The 14,634-nt window shown below is 69.2% G+C and carries 17 protein-coding genes and 1 pseudogene; 10 read left to right on the plus strand and 8 right to left on the minus strand.

The annotated features are described in order from the left end of the window. Window positions 1-48: 48 nt before the first annotated feature. Window positions 49-441, minus strand: a complete 393-nt coding sequence (locus tag BN10_RS00210; RefSeq protein WP_156917074.1) for a hypothetical protein — start codon at window positions 439-441, stop codon at window positions 49-51. 33 nt (window positions 442-474) lie between these two features. Beyond that, window positions 475-651 carry a DUF6767 domain-containing protein gene (locus tag BN10_RS17030; RefSeq protein ID WP_010849115.1) on the minus strand — a complete coding sequence of 59 codons (177 nt, stop codon included), beginning with the start codon at window positions 649-651 and terminating at the stop codon, window positions 475-477. A gap of 310 nt (window positions 652-961) precedes the next feature. On the opposite strand from BN10_RS17030, the gene BN10_RS00215 reads away from it, so the two are divergent. Further along, the gene (locus tag BN10_RS00215) at window positions 962-1,210 is read left to right on the plus strand and encodes a WhiB family transcriptional regulator (protein ID WP_010849116.1); all 249 of its coding nucleotides are present in this window, start codon (window positions 962-964) and stop codon (window positions 1,208-1,210) included. A gap of 13 nt (window positions 1,211-1,223) precedes the next feature. On the opposite strand, the gene BN10_RS00220 is transcribed toward BN10_RS00215, so the two are convergent. Then, the gene (locus BN10_RS00220) at window positions 1,224-1,871 is read right to left on the minus strand and encodes an MOSC domain-containing protein (protein WP_010849117.1); all 648 of its coding nucleotides are present in this window, start codon (window positions 1,869-1,871) and stop codon (window positions 1,224-1,226) included. Window positions 1,872-1,920: 49 nt separating this feature from the next. Here BN10_RS00220 and BN10_RS00225 point away from each other — a divergent pair, with 49 nt between their 5' ends. Genes BN10_RS00225 through BN10_RS00240 form a run of 4 tightly spaced genes read left to right on the plus strand, consistent with a single transcriptional unit; the run spans window position 1,921 to window position 6,404 of the window. Next, on the plus strand, window positions 1,921-3,615 hold the full coding sequence (locus BN10_RS00225; protein WP_010849118.1) for a DUF885 domain-containing protein: 1,695 nt from the start codon (window positions 1,921-1,923) through the stop codon (window positions 3,613-3,615). Window positions 3,616-3,664: 49 nt separating this feature from the next. After that, window positions 3,665-5,572 carry a Na+/H+ antiporter gene (locus BN10_RS00230; RefSeq protein WP_233354224.1) on the plus strand — a complete coding sequence of 636 codons (1,908 nt, stop codon included), beginning with the start codon at window positions 3,665-3,667 and terminating at the stop codon, window positions 5,570-5,572. Next, window positions 5,569-6,219, plus strand: a complete 651-nt coding sequence (locus tag BN10_RS00235) for a Maf family protein (RefSeq protein ID WP_010849120.1) — start codon at window positions 5,569-5,571, stop codon at window positions 6,217-6,219. Before BN10_RS00230 ends, BN10_RS00235 begins: the two co-directional genes overlap by 4 nt. A gap of 8 nt (window positions 6,220-6,227) precedes the next feature. Continuing rightward, window positions 6,228-6,404: a transcriptional regulator gene (locus tag BN10_RS00240; protein ID WP_407674649.1), complete on the plus strand. Its 177-nt coding sequence runs from the start codon at window positions 6,228-6,230 to the stop codon at window positions 6,402-6,404. Here BN10_RS00240 and BN10_RS16545 read toward each other — a convergent pair. From BN10_RS16545 to BN10_RS00255, 3 genes are all read right to left on the minus strand, one after another. Further along, window positions 6,384-7,400 carry a hypothetical protein gene (locus tag BN10_RS16545; protein WP_198013973.1) on the minus strand — a complete coding sequence of 339 codons (1,017 nt, stop codon included), beginning with the start codon at window positions 7,398-7,400 and terminating at the stop codon, window positions 6,384-6,386. The genes BN10_RS00240 and BN10_RS16545 overlap by 21 nt on opposite strands. A 132-nt stretch (window positions 7,401-7,532) precedes the next feature. Further along, entirely contained in the window at window positions 7,533-9,131 is a 1,599-nt protein-coding gene (locus BN10_RS00250) for an acyl-CoA carboxylase subunit beta (protein ID WP_040750271.1), read from the minus strand. Window positions 9,132-9,144: 13 nt separating this feature from the next. Then, window positions 9,145-10,335, minus strand: coding sequence for an acyl-CoA dehydrogenase family protein (locus BN10_RS00255; RefSeq protein WP_010849125.1), 1,191 nt, complete (start codon window positions 10,333-10,335; stop codon window positions 9,145-9,147). 86 nt (window positions 10,336-10,421) lie between these two features. On the opposite strand from BN10_RS00255, the gene BN10_RS00260 reads away from it, so the two are divergent. From BN10_RS00260 to BN10_RS00270, 3 genes are read left to right on the plus strand one after another with little or no spacing between them, the layout of a single operon-like run. Continuing rightward, complete coding sequence (locus BN10_RS00260) at window positions 10,422-10,814, plus strand: MerR family transcriptional regulator (protein ID WP_010849126.1); 393 nt, start codon at window positions 10,422-10,424, stop codon at window positions 10,812-10,814. A gap of 25 nt (window positions 10,815-10,839) precedes the next feature. After that, entirely contained in the window at window positions 10,840-11,019 is a 180-nt protein-coding gene (locus tag BN10_RS00265; RefSeq protein ID WP_010849127.1) for a hypothetical protein, read from the plus strand. Further along, window positions 11,019-11,396: a hypothetical protein gene (locus BN10_RS00270; protein ID WP_010849128.1), complete on the plus strand. Its 378-nt coding sequence runs from the start codon at window positions 11,019-11,021 to the stop codon at window positions 11,394-11,396. Before BN10_RS00265 ends, BN10_RS00270 begins: the two co-directional genes overlap by 1 nt. A 131-nt stretch (window positions 11,397-11,527) precedes the next feature. On the opposite strand, the gene BN10_RS00275 is transcribed toward BN10_RS00270, so the two are convergent. Further along, window positions 11,528-12,454: a PfkB family carbohydrate kinase gene (locus tag BN10_RS00275; RefSeq protein ID WP_010849129.1), complete on the minus strand. Its 927-nt coding sequence runs from the start codon at window positions 12,452-12,454 to the stop codon at window positions 11,528-11,530. Window positions 12,455-12,543: 89 nt separating this feature from the next. Continuing rightward, a complete protein-coding gene (locus tag BN10_RS00280; protein ID WP_010849130.1) occupies window positions 12,544-13,389 on the minus strand; it encodes a tryptophan 2,3-dioxygenase in 846 nt (281 codons plus the stop codon). Between the two features lie 51 nt (window positions 13,390-13,440). On the opposite strand from BN10_RS00280, the gene BN10_RS00285 reads away from it, so the two are divergent. After that, window positions 13,441-14,316 (plus strand): AAA family ATPase, encoded by an 876-nt coding sequence (locus BN10_RS00285; RefSeq protein WP_040752088.1) that lies wholly within the window; start codon window positions 13,441-13,443, stop codon window positions 14,314-14,316. Then, window positions 14,313-14,634, plus strand: a pseudogene (locus BN10_RS17035) (VWA domain-containing protein); the annotation flags it as partial. The gene BN10_RS00285 and the pseudogene BN10_RS17035, both read left to right, overlap by 4 nt.

The following is a 14,634-nucleotide window of genomic DNA, read 5'->3' on the forward strand; positions in this document are numbered from 1 at the left end:
ATCTCGCACCGCGACACACCCATACCTGTAGTCGGCAGCGAGATGAGGTCAGACGACGGCGTCGCTCTCGTGGCGACCACTCATCAGGGCAGCGACGATCGCCAGAATCGCCGCGACAGCAAGCGGCCAGGCCCCCCAGAAGCCGCCGCCGTGCATACTCCATGCAACCGGCAGCATCAGCAGGTTCCACAGGATCGTCGGGGTCCGCGGCCAGGTGCCGCCGGACCGCCAGGCCCTGGCCATGGCCAGGAGCGCCACTCCGGTGAGCGCCATCAGGGCGATCGACATCACCACGCGCGCGGCATCGTCACCCTCGCCGATGACGAGTTCGTAGAGGTAGAAAGCGCAGAAGCCCAGCAGCACCACGCCTTGAATCCCACAGACCAGGGCCGCCAGCGGGCGGGCCCATGCAGGAGTCACGGGAGTCTCATTCGCCGACATGCCCACGAGGGTATGACCTCCCCCGATCGGCCGTCAGCCGGCCAGGGCCTGTCGGGCCTCGCCGCGCTTGGCCGCCAGCTGCTCGCGCAACTCGGGGTCGGACTGGACCAGGTAGACCAGCCCGCAGTCCTGCGGTCCGCTGGCCCCGGGGAAGCACAGGGAGCACGGGTCGCCCACGCGAATCGGGCACTTCGGTTCCGGCCGGGCCATACTGCACTCCAGACGCTTTAATTGATGATACAACTATATCACCCCGGCCGCCCGGACAGGCCCAGGATCTGCAGGCGGGAACCTGCCTGCACAGTCCGACGTTGCGCATGGACGGACAGATCACGGCAAACGGGTGCACCGGACCACAACCTCTGGTGTGTTTGGGACGTCAGGGGTAAGATCCTGTGTTGGATGCGTGTGTGCCTGCATCCGTGGTGCAACGATGCACGCTGGCTTTCTGCCTGCATCGCGACCCGACTGCAGGACCCCTTCAGGAGCTCTCACCTCCACCGACAAGGAGTAACCCCCCATGGATTGGCGCGACCGCGCTGCCTGCCTCGACGAGGACCCCGAGCTGTTCTTCCCGATCGGGAACACCGGCCCGGCGATCCAGCAGATCGAGGATGCGAAGGCCGTGTGCCGCCGCTGTGAGGTCGTCGACACCTGCCTGAAGTGGGCCATCGAGTCCGGCCAGGATGCCGGAGTCTGGGGTGGCCTCTCCGAAGACGAGCGCCGCGCGCTCAAGCGCCGCAACGCCCGCGCCCGCCGCGCCGGCTGATCCCCGCACTCCCCTACTGTCGGCCCTCCAGTTCGGCGCGAAGCGTCTCCGACCCCGCTCCTGAGGCGAGGATCTGCCCGGCCAGGTCGCGGTCGCCCATGAGCGCTCGGAACGATTGCGGCACGGTGACCCCGTGCGCAGGCACCTCCAGCACCCGGATCTCGTCCCCGGCGCTGATCCGGCCGGGCTCGATCACCGCCAGGTAGGCGCCGGTCCGGCCGCGCTCGCTGAAGCGCTTGACCCATCGCTGCTCACCCATGTGCCCGGCGAACGTCCGGCACGGGATCCGCGGCCCCTCCACGTGGAGGACCGCCGATCCGATCGCCCACGTCGTGCCGATGACGGCGGCATCGACATCGAGGCCCTCGGTGGTGAGGTTCTCCCCGAACATCCCGTCCCGCAGGTCCCGGCCCAGCTCGCGACCCCACCAGTCGAGCTCCTCGCGCGCCACGGCATACACGGCCTGCCCATCGCCGCCGTGGTGACGCGGGTCGCCGATCGCGTCACCGACGACCCCACTGCCCAGGCCACCGCGCTTGGGTCCCGGGGCCCGCACCTCGATCGCATCGACCGGCTGCTTGTCGATGGCCGTCCCGCGCCGGGGGCTCGCGTGGGTGGAGGCCGTGAGCCGACCCACGTTGACGCTGCGCACGAACCCCATGAGGCACAGGGTATGCCGCGCGCCCACCTCCCCGGGTAGCGTCGCCCGGGTGACTGTTGAGACCGCACCGACCCGCCAGCCCACCGCCGTCGACGCGATCGCCGACGAGTACTTCGACGCCGCCATCGCCCTCTCCCCCAACCTCGCGACCTACCTGGGCATCCCCGGGCACGACGAGGACATCGACGACCTGTCGCCCGCCGGCTTCGACGCGCACGTCGACTTGGCCCGCCGGACGCTGGAGCGACTGTCGGAGGTCGAGCCGACTGATGCCATCGACGAGGTGACGATCGCCGCCATGCGCGAGCGCCTCGGCCTGCAGCTCGAGACGGCCGGCGCGGGCTGGGACCGCGCCGCCCTCAACAACCTCGCCTCCCCCGTGCAGGGCTGCCGCGACATCTTCGACCTGATGCCCACCGACACCGCCGAGCAATGGGCCACCATCGCCACCCGGATGGGCAAGGTGCCGGCCGCGCTGGAGCAGCTCAAGGTGACGCTGGCCGAGAGCACCGACCGCGGCGTCGTCTCCTCGCGGCGCGGGGTGCAGGCGTGCATCGACCAGTGTGCCGAGTTCACCAGCCCCGACGGCTACTACGCCGGCCTGCTCGCGGGTGCGAAGCTCTCGGACGGCTCTCCTCTCCCGGAGGAGGTCGCGGCCGACCTCCGCACCAACGTGGAAGCCGCGGCCGCGGCATACCAATCGTTGGGTGAGTGGCTCGAGGAGCGGGTCCTCCCCCACGCCCCGGCCGCGGATGCCGCCGGTCGCGAGCGCTATGCCCTGGCCAGTCGGGACTTCCTCGGCGCCACCGTCGACCTCGAGGAGACCTACCAATGGGGTCAGGAGGAGCTGGCGAGGATCACCGCCGACATGGAGGCGACGGCGCAGCGGATCCGGCCAGGTGCCACGGTCGCCGAGGCGATCGCCCACCTGAAGGCCGACCCGGCCTACCAGCTGCACGGCACGGACGAGCTCAAGGCGTGGATGCAGGGCAAGGCCGACGAGGCGATCGCGATGCTCCACGGCACGCACTTCGACATCCCCGAGCCGGCGCACCGGATCGAGTGCCTCATCGCGCCGACCCAGACCGGTGGGATCTACTACACCGGTCCGTCGGACGACTTCTCGCGCCCGGGGCGGATGTGGTGGTCGGTGCCCAAGGGCGAGACCGAGTTCGGCACGTGGAGCGAGCTGTCGACGGTCTACCACGAGGGTGTGCCCGGGCATCACCTCCAGGTGGCCCAGGCGGTCTTCCAGCGAAAGCTGCTCAACAAGTGGCGTCGGATGATGTGCTGGACGTCCGGTCACGGCGAGGGCTGGGCGCTGTACGCCGAGCGGCTGATGGCCGAGTTCGGCCACATGGACGACCCCGGCAACCGGATGGGCATGCTCTGCATGCAGTCACTCCGGGCGGCGCGCGTCGTGCTCGACATCGGCGTGCACTGCGGCTTCGAGGCCCCGGCCGAGGTCGGTGGTGGCGAGTGGGACTACGACAAGGCGTGGGCCTTCCTCACCGCCCATGCGTTCGAGTCCGAGGGGATGCTGCGCTTCGAGCTCGACCGCTATCTCACCTGGCCGGGACAGGCGCCGAGCTACAAGATCGGCGAGCGGCTGTGGCTGCAGCTGCGCGACGAGGTGCGCGCCCGTGAGGGGAATGCGTTCTCGCTCAAGGACTTCCACGCGCGAGCCCTCGACCTCGGATCTGTGGGGCTCGACGTGCTCCGGGATGCCCTCCTGGCGCAGTGACCTGCACCGACGTCGCGGCATACGACGGAGCGCACACGTCAATGCGAGGATGCAGCGCGTGACCATCGCCCTCACCGTCGTCGTGCTCGTCGCCGTCGTCATCGTCGCGGCCCAGCTCGCCGAACGCCTCGGCATCCAGCCGCCACTCTTCCTCCTCGGAGTGGGCGTCATCGCCTGCCTCGTCCCGGGGGTCCCGGTCATCGAGTTGTCGCCCGAGGTCGTGCTCCTCGGCCTCCTCCCACCCCTGTTGTATGCCGCGGCGCTCTCCACGTCGTTGGTCGACATCCGCGCCAACCTGGGCTCGATCCTCAGCCTGGCCTTCGGGCTCGTGCTCTTCACGGCGCTGATCGTCGGGGCGATCACGCATTACGTGCTCGATGTCCACTGGGGCGTCGCCATCGCACTCGGCGCGATCGTCGCTCCCCCAGATGCCGTCGCAGCCACCGCCGTGGCCCGCCGGGTCGGGCTGCCCCGACGGGTGACGACGATCCTCGAGGGCGAGTCGCTGCTCAATGACGCCACCTCGCTGGTCACCTTGCGCACTGCCCTGGCCGCCGCCGGGTTGGCCGTCGCGCACGGTGAGGGCGCGGCCACCCACCCCGAGCCGGTCGGCCCTGCTGATGTGGCCCAGTCCTTCGCCGTCGCCGTGGTCGGCGGCGTGGCCGTCGGGGTCGTCGTGTTCCTGCTCGTCGGCTGGTTGCGCCGGCGCGTGCACGAGAGCGCGGCCGACACCGCCCTGTCCTTCGTCGCGCCCTTCGCGGCCTATCTGCCCGCCGAGGAGATCGGGGCGAGCGGCGTGCTCGCGGTCGTGACCGCGGGGCTGCTCCTGGCCCACAAGGCACCGCTGCTGCAGACGGCCTCCTCACGACTGTCCGAGCGGATCAACTGGGCCAGCATCACCTTCATCCTCGAGAACCTCGTCTTCCTCCTCATCGGCTTGCAGGTGAAGGCGATCATCACCGCTGTCCGGGAGGACGACGTCGCCCTCGGCAACGCCTTCCTGCTGGGCCTGGCCGTCCTCGTCGCGGCCATGATCGCCCGCCCCCTCTGGCTGCTCCCGATGACCTGGCTGCGTCGGGTTGTCGGTCGCGACGAGCAGGCCGCCGACAACACGTCGACCCTCGTCGTCTCGTGGGCCGGGATGCGCGGCGTGGTCACGCTCGCAGCCGCCCTCACCCTCCCCCAGAACACTCCCCATCGGCCCGTGTTCATCCTGGTCGCCCTGATGGTCACGGTGGGAACCCTTGTGCTGCAGGGACTCACGTTGCCCACCGTCGCCCGGCGCCTCGGCGTGCGGGGACCGGACGCCCGCGAGGACGCCCTCCAAGAGGCGACCGTCGTGCAGGCGACGACCGCGGCCGGCCTGCGTGCCATCGAGTCCCGGACGGAGGTCGACACCTCGACCTTCGAACTCATCCAGCGCCAGGCGACGGCGCGCGTCAACCGGGTGTGGGAGCGCCTCGGCAGCGGACGGGACGATGAGGAAACCCCGAGCGAGACCTACCAGCGAATCCGACTGGAGATGCTGGCGGCCGAGCGCACCGAACTCCTGCGCATTCGGGACGAGGACAGCGTCGATCAGGCCGTGCTCCGCACGGTGCTCCAGCAACTCGACGCCGAGGAGGCGGCGCTCGCCTATCGGGTCTCCCGACACGAACGCCTTCGCGACGAGGTCCTCACCACACCCAGCCAGGTCGCGGGGAACTGTGACCACCTGCGCGAAGATCAAGGGTTCGCCGTGCCGACGACTCCCGAGGGCTGCGAGGAGTGCCGCGCTCTCGGGATGACCTGGGTGCACCTGCGACTGTGCACCACGTGCGGCCACGTGGGCTGCTGCGACTCCTCACAGGGCAGGCACGCCAGCGCCCACTTCCACGAGAGCGCCCACCCGGTCATGCGAAGCCTCGAGCCGGGCGAGTCGTGGCGTTGGTGCTTCGTCGACGAGGTCCTCGGATGAGCCTGGTGCACCTCGTCCTCGCCTCGGCCTCGCCCGCGCGACTCGCGACCCTGCGCGCCGCCGGAATCGATCCCACCGTCATCGTCAGCGACGTCGACGAGGAGGCCGCCGTCGCCGCAGCCGAGGCGCTCCACGGGCCGCTCGCCGCTTCCGACGTCGCGCTGCTCCTCGCCCGCGCCAAGGCCGAGGACGTATGCCGCGGGGGCGGCCCCGCGGCATACCAACCCTGCGTGGTGCTCGGGTGCGATTCGGTGCTCGAACTCGACGGGGAGGTGCACGGCAAGCCCGGCGATGACGCGGAAGCCATCGCCCGCTGGCGGCGAATGCGCGGTCGGACCGGGACCCTGCACACCGGGCACTGGCTGGTCGACGAGAGGGAGTCGAGCCATGGTGGCACCGGCGGGATGGTCGGCGGGACGGCCTCGACGGTGGTGCACTTCGCCGACCTCGACGATGCCGAGATCGAGGCCTATGTCGCAACCGGTGAGCCGCTGCGGGTGGCGGGGGCCTTCACAATCGACGGTCTCGGCGGTGCCTTCGTCAGGGCCATCGAGGGCGATCACCACAACGTCGTCGGCCTCTCCCTGCCCTTGCTGCGGGACCTGGTGCGCGAACTGGGCATCGGATGGTTCGACCTGACGAAGTGACTGCCTCGGTGCTCTCCAAGCAGGTCAGCACGTTGGAGGCGGCTGGCTATGTCAGGGTCAAGAAGGGCTACGTCGGCAAGCGGCCCCGCACCGGGTTGTCCCTGACGGGCAAGGGGCGCGCGGCCCTGACGATGCATGTCGCCGCACTCCGGGAGATCGCCGGGTCAACCCATTCTCACCAATAGTGAGCTTTCGGTCAGCCCGCCGGCGGCTCCCTGTGGAAATCGAGATTGCGGGCCGACGCCGACCGCAAGACTCACCTCATGGCCGATTCCCTTGAAACCCACCATCCGTTCCTCATCCGAGACGCGCCCGATCTCGGAATCAGGCCCAGCGACCTTCGCAGCCCTCGCTATCGGCGCATCTTCCGCGGCGTCGGAGTTCACTCCGAGGTTCCTGACACCGTCGTCGTCCGAAGTAGAGCGGCGCTGCTGCTGGCTCCGCGCGGCGCCGTGGTCAGCCACTGGTCTGCCGGGCGGCTGTGGGGAGGAACGACCCCCGACGATCCAGAACTGCACCTGGCGTTGGAGCGCGATCACCAGATGCGCATTCCCGGAATCCGACTGCACCGGCACCGCCACCAACTTCACGCGGTCAAGCGGCATGGCTTGCCCGTCACGGCACCACTCCAAACCTTCGGACACCTGGCCCGTATCGCGACGACTGTTCAGCTCGTCGCCCTCGGTGACTCGCTGGTACGCAAGAACCGCTTCAGTCCACCAGAACTGGTGGCATTCGCCGACGCATGGGAGCACCAGTGCCGGCGCGAAGCGCAACTCGCGGCCCGACTGGTGAGGGAAGGTGTCGACTCCGCACCCGAGACCGCTCTTCGCCTCCTCTTCACCTTCGCCGGCCTGCCCGAACCCGAGGTCGACATCCACCTCACTGACGCCGACGGACGACTCCGTTATCGCCTTGACCTGGGCTTCCGGGAAACAAGGCTCGCCATCGAGTACGACGGCCGTTGGCACCACACCGATGAGCAACGGCAGCTCGACGAGGTCCGGCGCCACGATTTGGGCCTGGAGGGATGGACGTTCTTGATCGTGACCGCCGACGACCTTTATGGCGACACCGCGGGCCTCCTCCGACGGATCATCGAGACCCTTGCGGACCACGGCATTGCCCTGCCGCGCGCACCGCTCGACGACTGGCGCCGACACTTCCGATGCCCGACCCACGCTCCGGCCGCCTGAGCGGCATACCGAAAGCTCACTATTGGTCAGAAGGAGCCGTGGGCCGACGCCCCGCGGCATACCGAAAGCTCACTATTGGTGAGAAGTGGGCGAGGCGAGCGGGCGAAGGCTGCCCTGTCACACCGGTGGTATGCCGCGGCGCTTGGTCGCGAAGTGGCGGTCCCGGTTCGCGGCGTAGCGCAGCCTCAGGAGCAGCTCGTCGCGCAACTGGTCGGCCTCGACGACCTGGTCGATGACCAGGTCGGCCGCGAGCCGCTCGAGGTCGACGTCCTCGAGGTACTCCGCCCGTCGAGCAGCGACGAAGGCGTCTCGGGCCCCGGCACCTTCGGCGGCCTCGACCTCGGCGATCTTGTTGGCGTACACCGCATTCACCGCCGCTTCAGGACCCATGACGGCGATCCGCGCCGTCGGCAGGGCGATCGTCGCGTCCGGCCCGAAGCCCGGACCGCCCATGGCATAGAGCCCAGCGCCATAGGCCTTGCGGACGACGACACAGAACTGCGGCACCGTCGCCGAGGACACCGCCGAGACCATCTTGGCGCCGTGCCGGATGATGCCTCCGCGCTCCACCTCCGAGCCGATCATGAAGCCCGGCACGTCGGCGAGATAGATCAGCGGGATCGAATAGGCATCACACAGCCAGATGAAACGGGCAGCCTTGTCGGCGCTGTCGGTGAACAGTACCCCGCCCTTGACCGCCGAGTTGTTGGCCACGATGCCGACCGTGCTGCCCGCCATCCGCCCGAAGCCGATGACGAGCTCGGGGGCGAAGAGCGGCTTGATCTCGAAGAAGGAGTCCTCGTCGACGAGGCCCTCGATGACGTCGTGGACATCGAAGGGCTGACTCTCCCGCTGCGGCACGGACGCGGAGGTCAGTGGTCCAGCCGGCTGCTCCGGGTGGTAGGTCGGCAGCGGCGACTGCCAGTTGACCGGAACATAGGAGAAGTAGAGCTTGGCGAGCTCGATGGCCTCCGCGTCGTCCTGCGCGAGCAGGTCACCCACGCCGGAGACGGTGCAGTGCATCCGCGCACCACCCATGTCCTCGAGCGAAACCTTCTCCCCCACAACCATTTCCGCCATCCGGGGGCTGCCCAGATACATAGACGCATTGCCCTCAACCATGATGATGAGGTCGCAGAAGCTCGGGATGTAGGCACCACCGGCGGCCGACGGCCCGAAGAGGCAGCAGATCTGCGGCACCTTGCCGGACAGCGCAACCTGGTTGTGGAAGATCCGGCCGGCGCCCCGCCGGCCGGGGAACATCTCGACCTGGTCGGTGATCCGGGCTCCTGCCGAGTCGACGAGCCAGAAGACCGGCAGTTCCTCGCGCAGGGCGATCTCCGTGGCGCGCACGATCTTCTCGACGGTCCGGCTGCCCCATGAGCCCGCCTTGACCGTGGGGTCGTTGGCGATGACGACAACCGGTCGGTCGTCAATGGCGCCCCGCCCGGTCACGACCCCGTCCGCCGGCAGGCCGGGAGTCGTGGAGTTCGCGTAGCGCCCGTCCTCGACGAAACTCCCCTCGTCGAGCAGGAGCGCGATGCGGTCGCGGACGTAGAGCTTGCCCTGCTGGGCGAGCTTGGCGGCGGCCTTCTCGGGTGCCGTCGCCGAGGCCTGGTATGCCGCGTCGAGACGAGCACGCACGTCGGCGACTCGGGGGTCACCGGAGTCTCCCGAGGGGGAGGTGACCGGGGCGGGGACGTCAGCGGACGGCATACCGGCCATCTTGTCAGCCCTGGGGCAGACCGAGGTGGCGACCGATGACCATCCGCTGGACCTCGCTGGTGCCCTCGCCGATCTCGAGGATCTTGGCGTCGCGGTAGAACCGGGCGATCGGGTACTCCTCCATGAAGCCGTTGCCGCCGAAGACCTGCGTCGCGATACGCGTCGCGGTGACCGCGGCCTCCGAGGTGTAGAGCTTGGCGATCGCGGCCGCCTTCTTGACCTCGGCGACCGAGCGGCGCCCAGCCTCCTGCTCGTCCTTGAGCCAGGCGGCCTTGTAGGTCAGCACGGTGGCGGTCTCGGCCATCACGGCGAGGTCGGCGATCGGGAAGGCGACCCCCTGGTTGATGCCGATCGGCTTGCCGAAGGCGGTGCGGGTCTTGCTGTAGGCGACCGACTCGTCGAGCATCCGGCGGATCATGCCGAGCGCGAGCGCGGAGATGGCGATCCGGCCGTCGTCGAGGGTCTTGAGGAACTGCTTGAAGCCGGCCCCGCGCTCGCCGAGGAGGTTCTCCTGCGGGACGCGGCAGTTGTCGAAGGTCAGGCCGTGGGTGTCCGAGATGTGCCACCCGAGCTTGTGGTAGGGGGCTTCGACGGTGAATCCCGGTGTGCCGGAAGGGATCATGATCGCCGAGATCTCGGGTCGGCCGTCGGCGCCCTCGCCGGTGCGGGCCGTGACGGTGACGACCGAGGTGATGTCGGTGCCGGAGTTGGTGATGAAGGCCTTGGCGCCGTTGACCGTCCACTCGGCGCCGTCGAGAGTGGCGCGCGTGCGCGTCGCGCCCGCGTCCGAGCCGGCGTCCGGCTCGGTCAGGCCGAAGCCGGCGAGTGCCCGCCCGGCGACCAGGTCAGGCAGGAAGCGCTGCTTCTGCTCGGCCGTGCCATAGGTGAGGATCGGGTTGATGCCCAGGCCGACGCCGGCCGAGAGGGTGATGCCGATCGACTGGTCGACGTAGCCGAGTTCTTCGATGGCGATGCACAGATTGGTGAAGGACCCGCCGTCGGAGTCCTCGAGCGAGCCGCCGAAGGCCTCCGGCACGACGAGCCCGAAGAGTCCGAGGTCGCCCATCCTCGGCACCAGGTCGGTCGGAAAGTGGCTGTCCCGGTCCCACTGCGCGACGTGCGGTTCGACTTCCTCCGCGGCGAACTGCCTGACGAGGGCACGGAAGTCCTGGTGGTCCTGGCTGAGCTCGAACACGGCATACCTCTATTGGTGGTGGGGTACTGGTCGCGCCAGGAGGTCCTCCTTGACGTTGACGTAAACGTAAAGCAATACTCACGGGTATGCCAACCCGCGCCGACGAGCAGACCTGGACCATCGCCCAGGTGGCCGAGGAGTTCGGCATCACGCACCGGACGGTGCGGCACTACGAGGACCTCGGCCTGATCTCCCCTGAGCGACACGGCACCAAGCGCCTCTATCGCCGGCGTGACCGCACCCGCTTGCAACTGATCCTGCGCGGCAAGCGGCTCGGCTTCCCCCTCGACCAGATCCGCACGATCATCGACCTCTACGACGCACCGCGGGGCAAACGCAGCCAGTTGCAGTACGTCCTGGACCAGATCGACGACCGACGCACCGACCTCGAGCAGCGACGCCGCGATCTCGACGATGCCTTGACCGAACTGGACCGTTTCGAGGACCGTTGTCGGGAGGACCTCGCCCGAATCACGTGACGGGGCCGACGAGAGGGGGACCGCCATGGACCGATCGGACGAGCACTCAGCCTTCGCCTGGATCATGTCGGGCGCGGTGGGCGTCCTCGTGGCCGGCGGCATCGGGAAGGCGCTGCTCGACAAGCGCCGGGCCAGTGCCCAGCGCGAGGCGATCGAGGCCCTGGAGCGCGAGGACCTCGACGAGGCCGAGGGTCACCCGAGCTGATGGCCACCCCGGCGGACCTGGACACGATCGCCCGCGCACTGCCCGGCGTGAGTGTGGGCAAGTACTGGGACGACCCCGCGGCCTACCTGATGGAGGGACGTGGCCTGCGCGGCGGACGCGGCCTGGCCCACCACCGCTCCCCCCGGCGCGACGAGGGGACGTTCGACCCCGCGACCGGCGAACCCTTCACCGACCTCGTCGTCGTGCAGACCGCCACGCCGGAGGCCCGCGAGGAGGCGCTGGCGAGCTTCACCCCGCACGTCTTCACCATCCCGCACTTCGCCCGCTCCAACGCGGTCCTGGCCCACCTGGACTCGATCAGCCCCGACGACTTGGCAGCCCTGCTCGAGCTGGCCTGGGAGTCCAAGCAGCGCTGACGGGCGTGCCGCCCGGGCGGCAATGGCCGCAACGAACCACCCGATCAAGCCCCAGTGAGCACGCGCGGGCCGTTGCCCACCGGGCATTGCTGCCCGAGCGGGACTGCGCGCTGCGACATCAGGCCCACGGCTCACCCGTCGCCAGCCATCGACGCGAGGAAGTCGTCGATCTCGGAAGCACTCGGTGCGGTGTTCGGGCCCCGACGGGTCACCTTGATCGCAGCCCCGGCGTTGGCGCGGACCGCCGCCTCGTGCCACGACAGGCCGCCGAGCCGGCCGGCGAGCAGGATGCCGGTGTGGCAGTCGCCGGCGCCATTGGTGTCCACCGGAGTCTGCGGGTATCCACTGACGTATGCCGCGGAGTCACCGTCGCGCACGAAGCACCCCTTGGGTCCGTCGCGGACGATCACGACGGCGCCGCCCACCCGCTGGGCCACGGCAGCCGAAGTCTCGTCCATGCCTGTCCAGCCCGTGAGTTGGGTGGCCTCTTCGGCGTTGGAGGTCCACGTCGCCGTCAGGGCGAGCATCCGGTCGCGCACGGGGGCCGGCAGCCCGGCGAAGATCGCGCCCGGGTCCAGGACCACCTCGACACCCTCCGGGAGGGCCTCCAGAAAAGCAAACAACGGATCGCGCGTCGACCCGACAAGCGAGTAGCCCGAGACACAGACCAGGTCACCCGCCGCTGGCTGGCTCGTCATCAGCGATTCGAGGCTGATGTGGCGCTCGGCGCCCAGGGTCGTGACGAAGGTGCGTTCGGCCGACGGCTCGACCATGACGAAACAGATCCCCGTGTCGAGGTCTTCCACCGGGGGGCTCACGATCGCCACGTGCTCGGCCGCCAAGGTCTCCCGGATGAGGTCGGCGTTGGGCCCGGTCCCGACGGCACCAGCATGGACTGCGGTTGCCCCGGAGCGAGCGGCGGCAACGAGGATGTTGACGGCTGACGCGGCATACCGGGTCACGGCGGTCGCCATGACGTTCTGACCCCGCGCCGGCAGGTTCGGGACCTCGGCGACCTCGTCGACGAGCGCCTGCGCGGTGTGGATCAGTCGGTGCACGATCCCAACCTACGGCGCCCTCCTACTTGTGGGCCGGATCTCCCGGGCCTGAACACCCGAGAACCGGCCCATAACGTCGGGGCGGGTTTTCAGGTGACCGTCGACCGCACGCTGTAGAGCTCGGGGAAGAAGGTGAGGTCGAGCGCTCGCCTCAGGAAGTCCACTCCCGACGAGCCACCGGTCCCGCTCTTGTGCCCGATCGTGCGCAGCACGACCTGCAGGTGGCGGAAGCGCCACTGCTGGAAGAGGTCCTCGATGTCGACGAACTCCTCACACGCCTCGTAGACGCCCCAGTGCTCGGCCGGCGCGGCATACACCTGGGCGAAGAGCGTGACGAGCTCCGGCACCTCCCGATACGCCTGCGTGACGTCGCGGTCGAGGACCGCAGCGGGCACGGCATACCCCCGCCGGGAGAGGTAACGCACGAACTCGTCATACAGCGTCGGCTCGGCCAGCAACTGCGCCAGCCCGTCACGAACCTCCCCGTCGTGGTCGAAGACGCGCAGCATGTCGGCGTTCTTGTTGCCGAGGAGGAACTCGACAGAGCGGTACTGCCAGCTCTGGAAGCCCGAGCTCGTCGCCAGGAAGGGCCGGATCTCGGCATACTCACTGGGCGTCAGCGTGGCCAGGACGTCCCACTGCTCGACCAGTTGCTTGAGCACGTGCTTGACCCGCGCCAGCCGCTTGAGCGCCGGCGACAGGTCATCGGTGGCCAACAGGTCCCGCGCCGAGTGCAACTCGTGCAGGAGGAGTTTGAGCCAGAGCTCGGCCACCTGGTGCTGGATGATGAAGAGCATCTCGTCGTGGAGCAGCGGGACGCTGCGCGGATGCTGCGCCGAGAGCAGCCTCGGCAGGTCCAGGTAGGCACCGTAGGACAACTGCTCGGTGAAGTCGGACTCGATGCCTGCCTCAAGCTCGCGGATGTTGTCGTTCATGTCACCTCTTCCTCTCTCGCTGGGGAGTATGCCGTGTCGGACAATCGGCGGGTGACCTCCACCGCCTCGACCCGCTTCACGTCCGTCGATGAGGTATGCCGCGCGCTCGCCGATGTCGGCTACCTCGCCTCCGATGCCATCGCCACGACCGCCTTTCTCGCCGACCGGCTCGGCAAGCCGCTGCTCGTCGAGGGGCCGGCCGGCGTCGGCAAGACCGAGTTGGCCAAGGCCCCCCCCCCCGCCACTGGGTCCCGCCTGATCCGCCTGCAGTGCTACGAAGGCGTGGACGAGGCGCGCGCGCTCTATGAGTGGAACCACGCCAAGCAGCTGCTGCGAATCACCGCCCAAGGCGACGGGGACGGGCAGTGGGACGCCCTGCGGCACGACATCTTCAGCGAAGAGTTCCTCCTGGCCCGACCCCTGCTGCAGGCGGTGCGCAGCACTGACCCCGTGGTCCTCCTGGTCGACGAACTCGACAAGGCCGACGTCGAGATCGAGGGCCTGCTCCTGGAGATCCTCGGTGACTTCCAGGTGACGGTGCCCGAGCTCGGCACGATCAGCGCGACCCAACGACCGTTCGTGGTGCTCACGTCCAACGCCACGCGCGAACTCTCCGAGGCCCTGCGGAGGCGCTGCCTCTTCCTGCACATCGACTATCCGGACGCCGACCTGGAGCAGCAGATCATCAGGCAGCACGTGCCCGACCTCGACGCGACCCTCGCGGAGTCGGTGGTGCGCCTCGTCGGGCGGCTGCGCGACCTACGCCTGCGCAAGTCGCCTTCGGTCGCCGAGACCGTGGACTGGGCCCGCACCCTGATCGCCCTCGGCGCCACCGAACTCGACGAGGCGGTCATCCGCGACAATCTGGGCGTCCTGCTCAAGCACCAGGACGACATCCTCCGCGCCACCAAGACCCTCAACCTGTGAGCACCCTGGAGCCCCGCCTCGTGGGCTTCGCCACCGCCCTGCGCCGCCACGGTGTGGTCGCCGGGACATCCGATCTCGTCGACGCCGGTGCCGTCATCCAAGTGCTGGGGATGGCCGACCGGGGCCGACTGCGCGAGGGGCTCGCCGCAGCACTCCTGCGGCGCAGCGGGCAACGACAGGTCTATGACGACCTCTTCGACCTCTGGTTTCCGGTCGCCATGGGGACCCGCACAGGGCTGGACGCGGACCTGACGACACCGCGCGACCCTGCCGATCGTCGGGCCCGAGCAGTTGCCCTGCGGGACGAGTTGGCCGCCG

Origin of the sequence: Phycicoccus elongatus Lp2 (assembly GCF_000367525.1) — a bacterium.
GTDB lineage: Bacteria > Actinomycetota > Actinomycetes > Actinomycetales > Dermatophilaceae > Phycicoccus_A > Phycicoccus_A elongatus.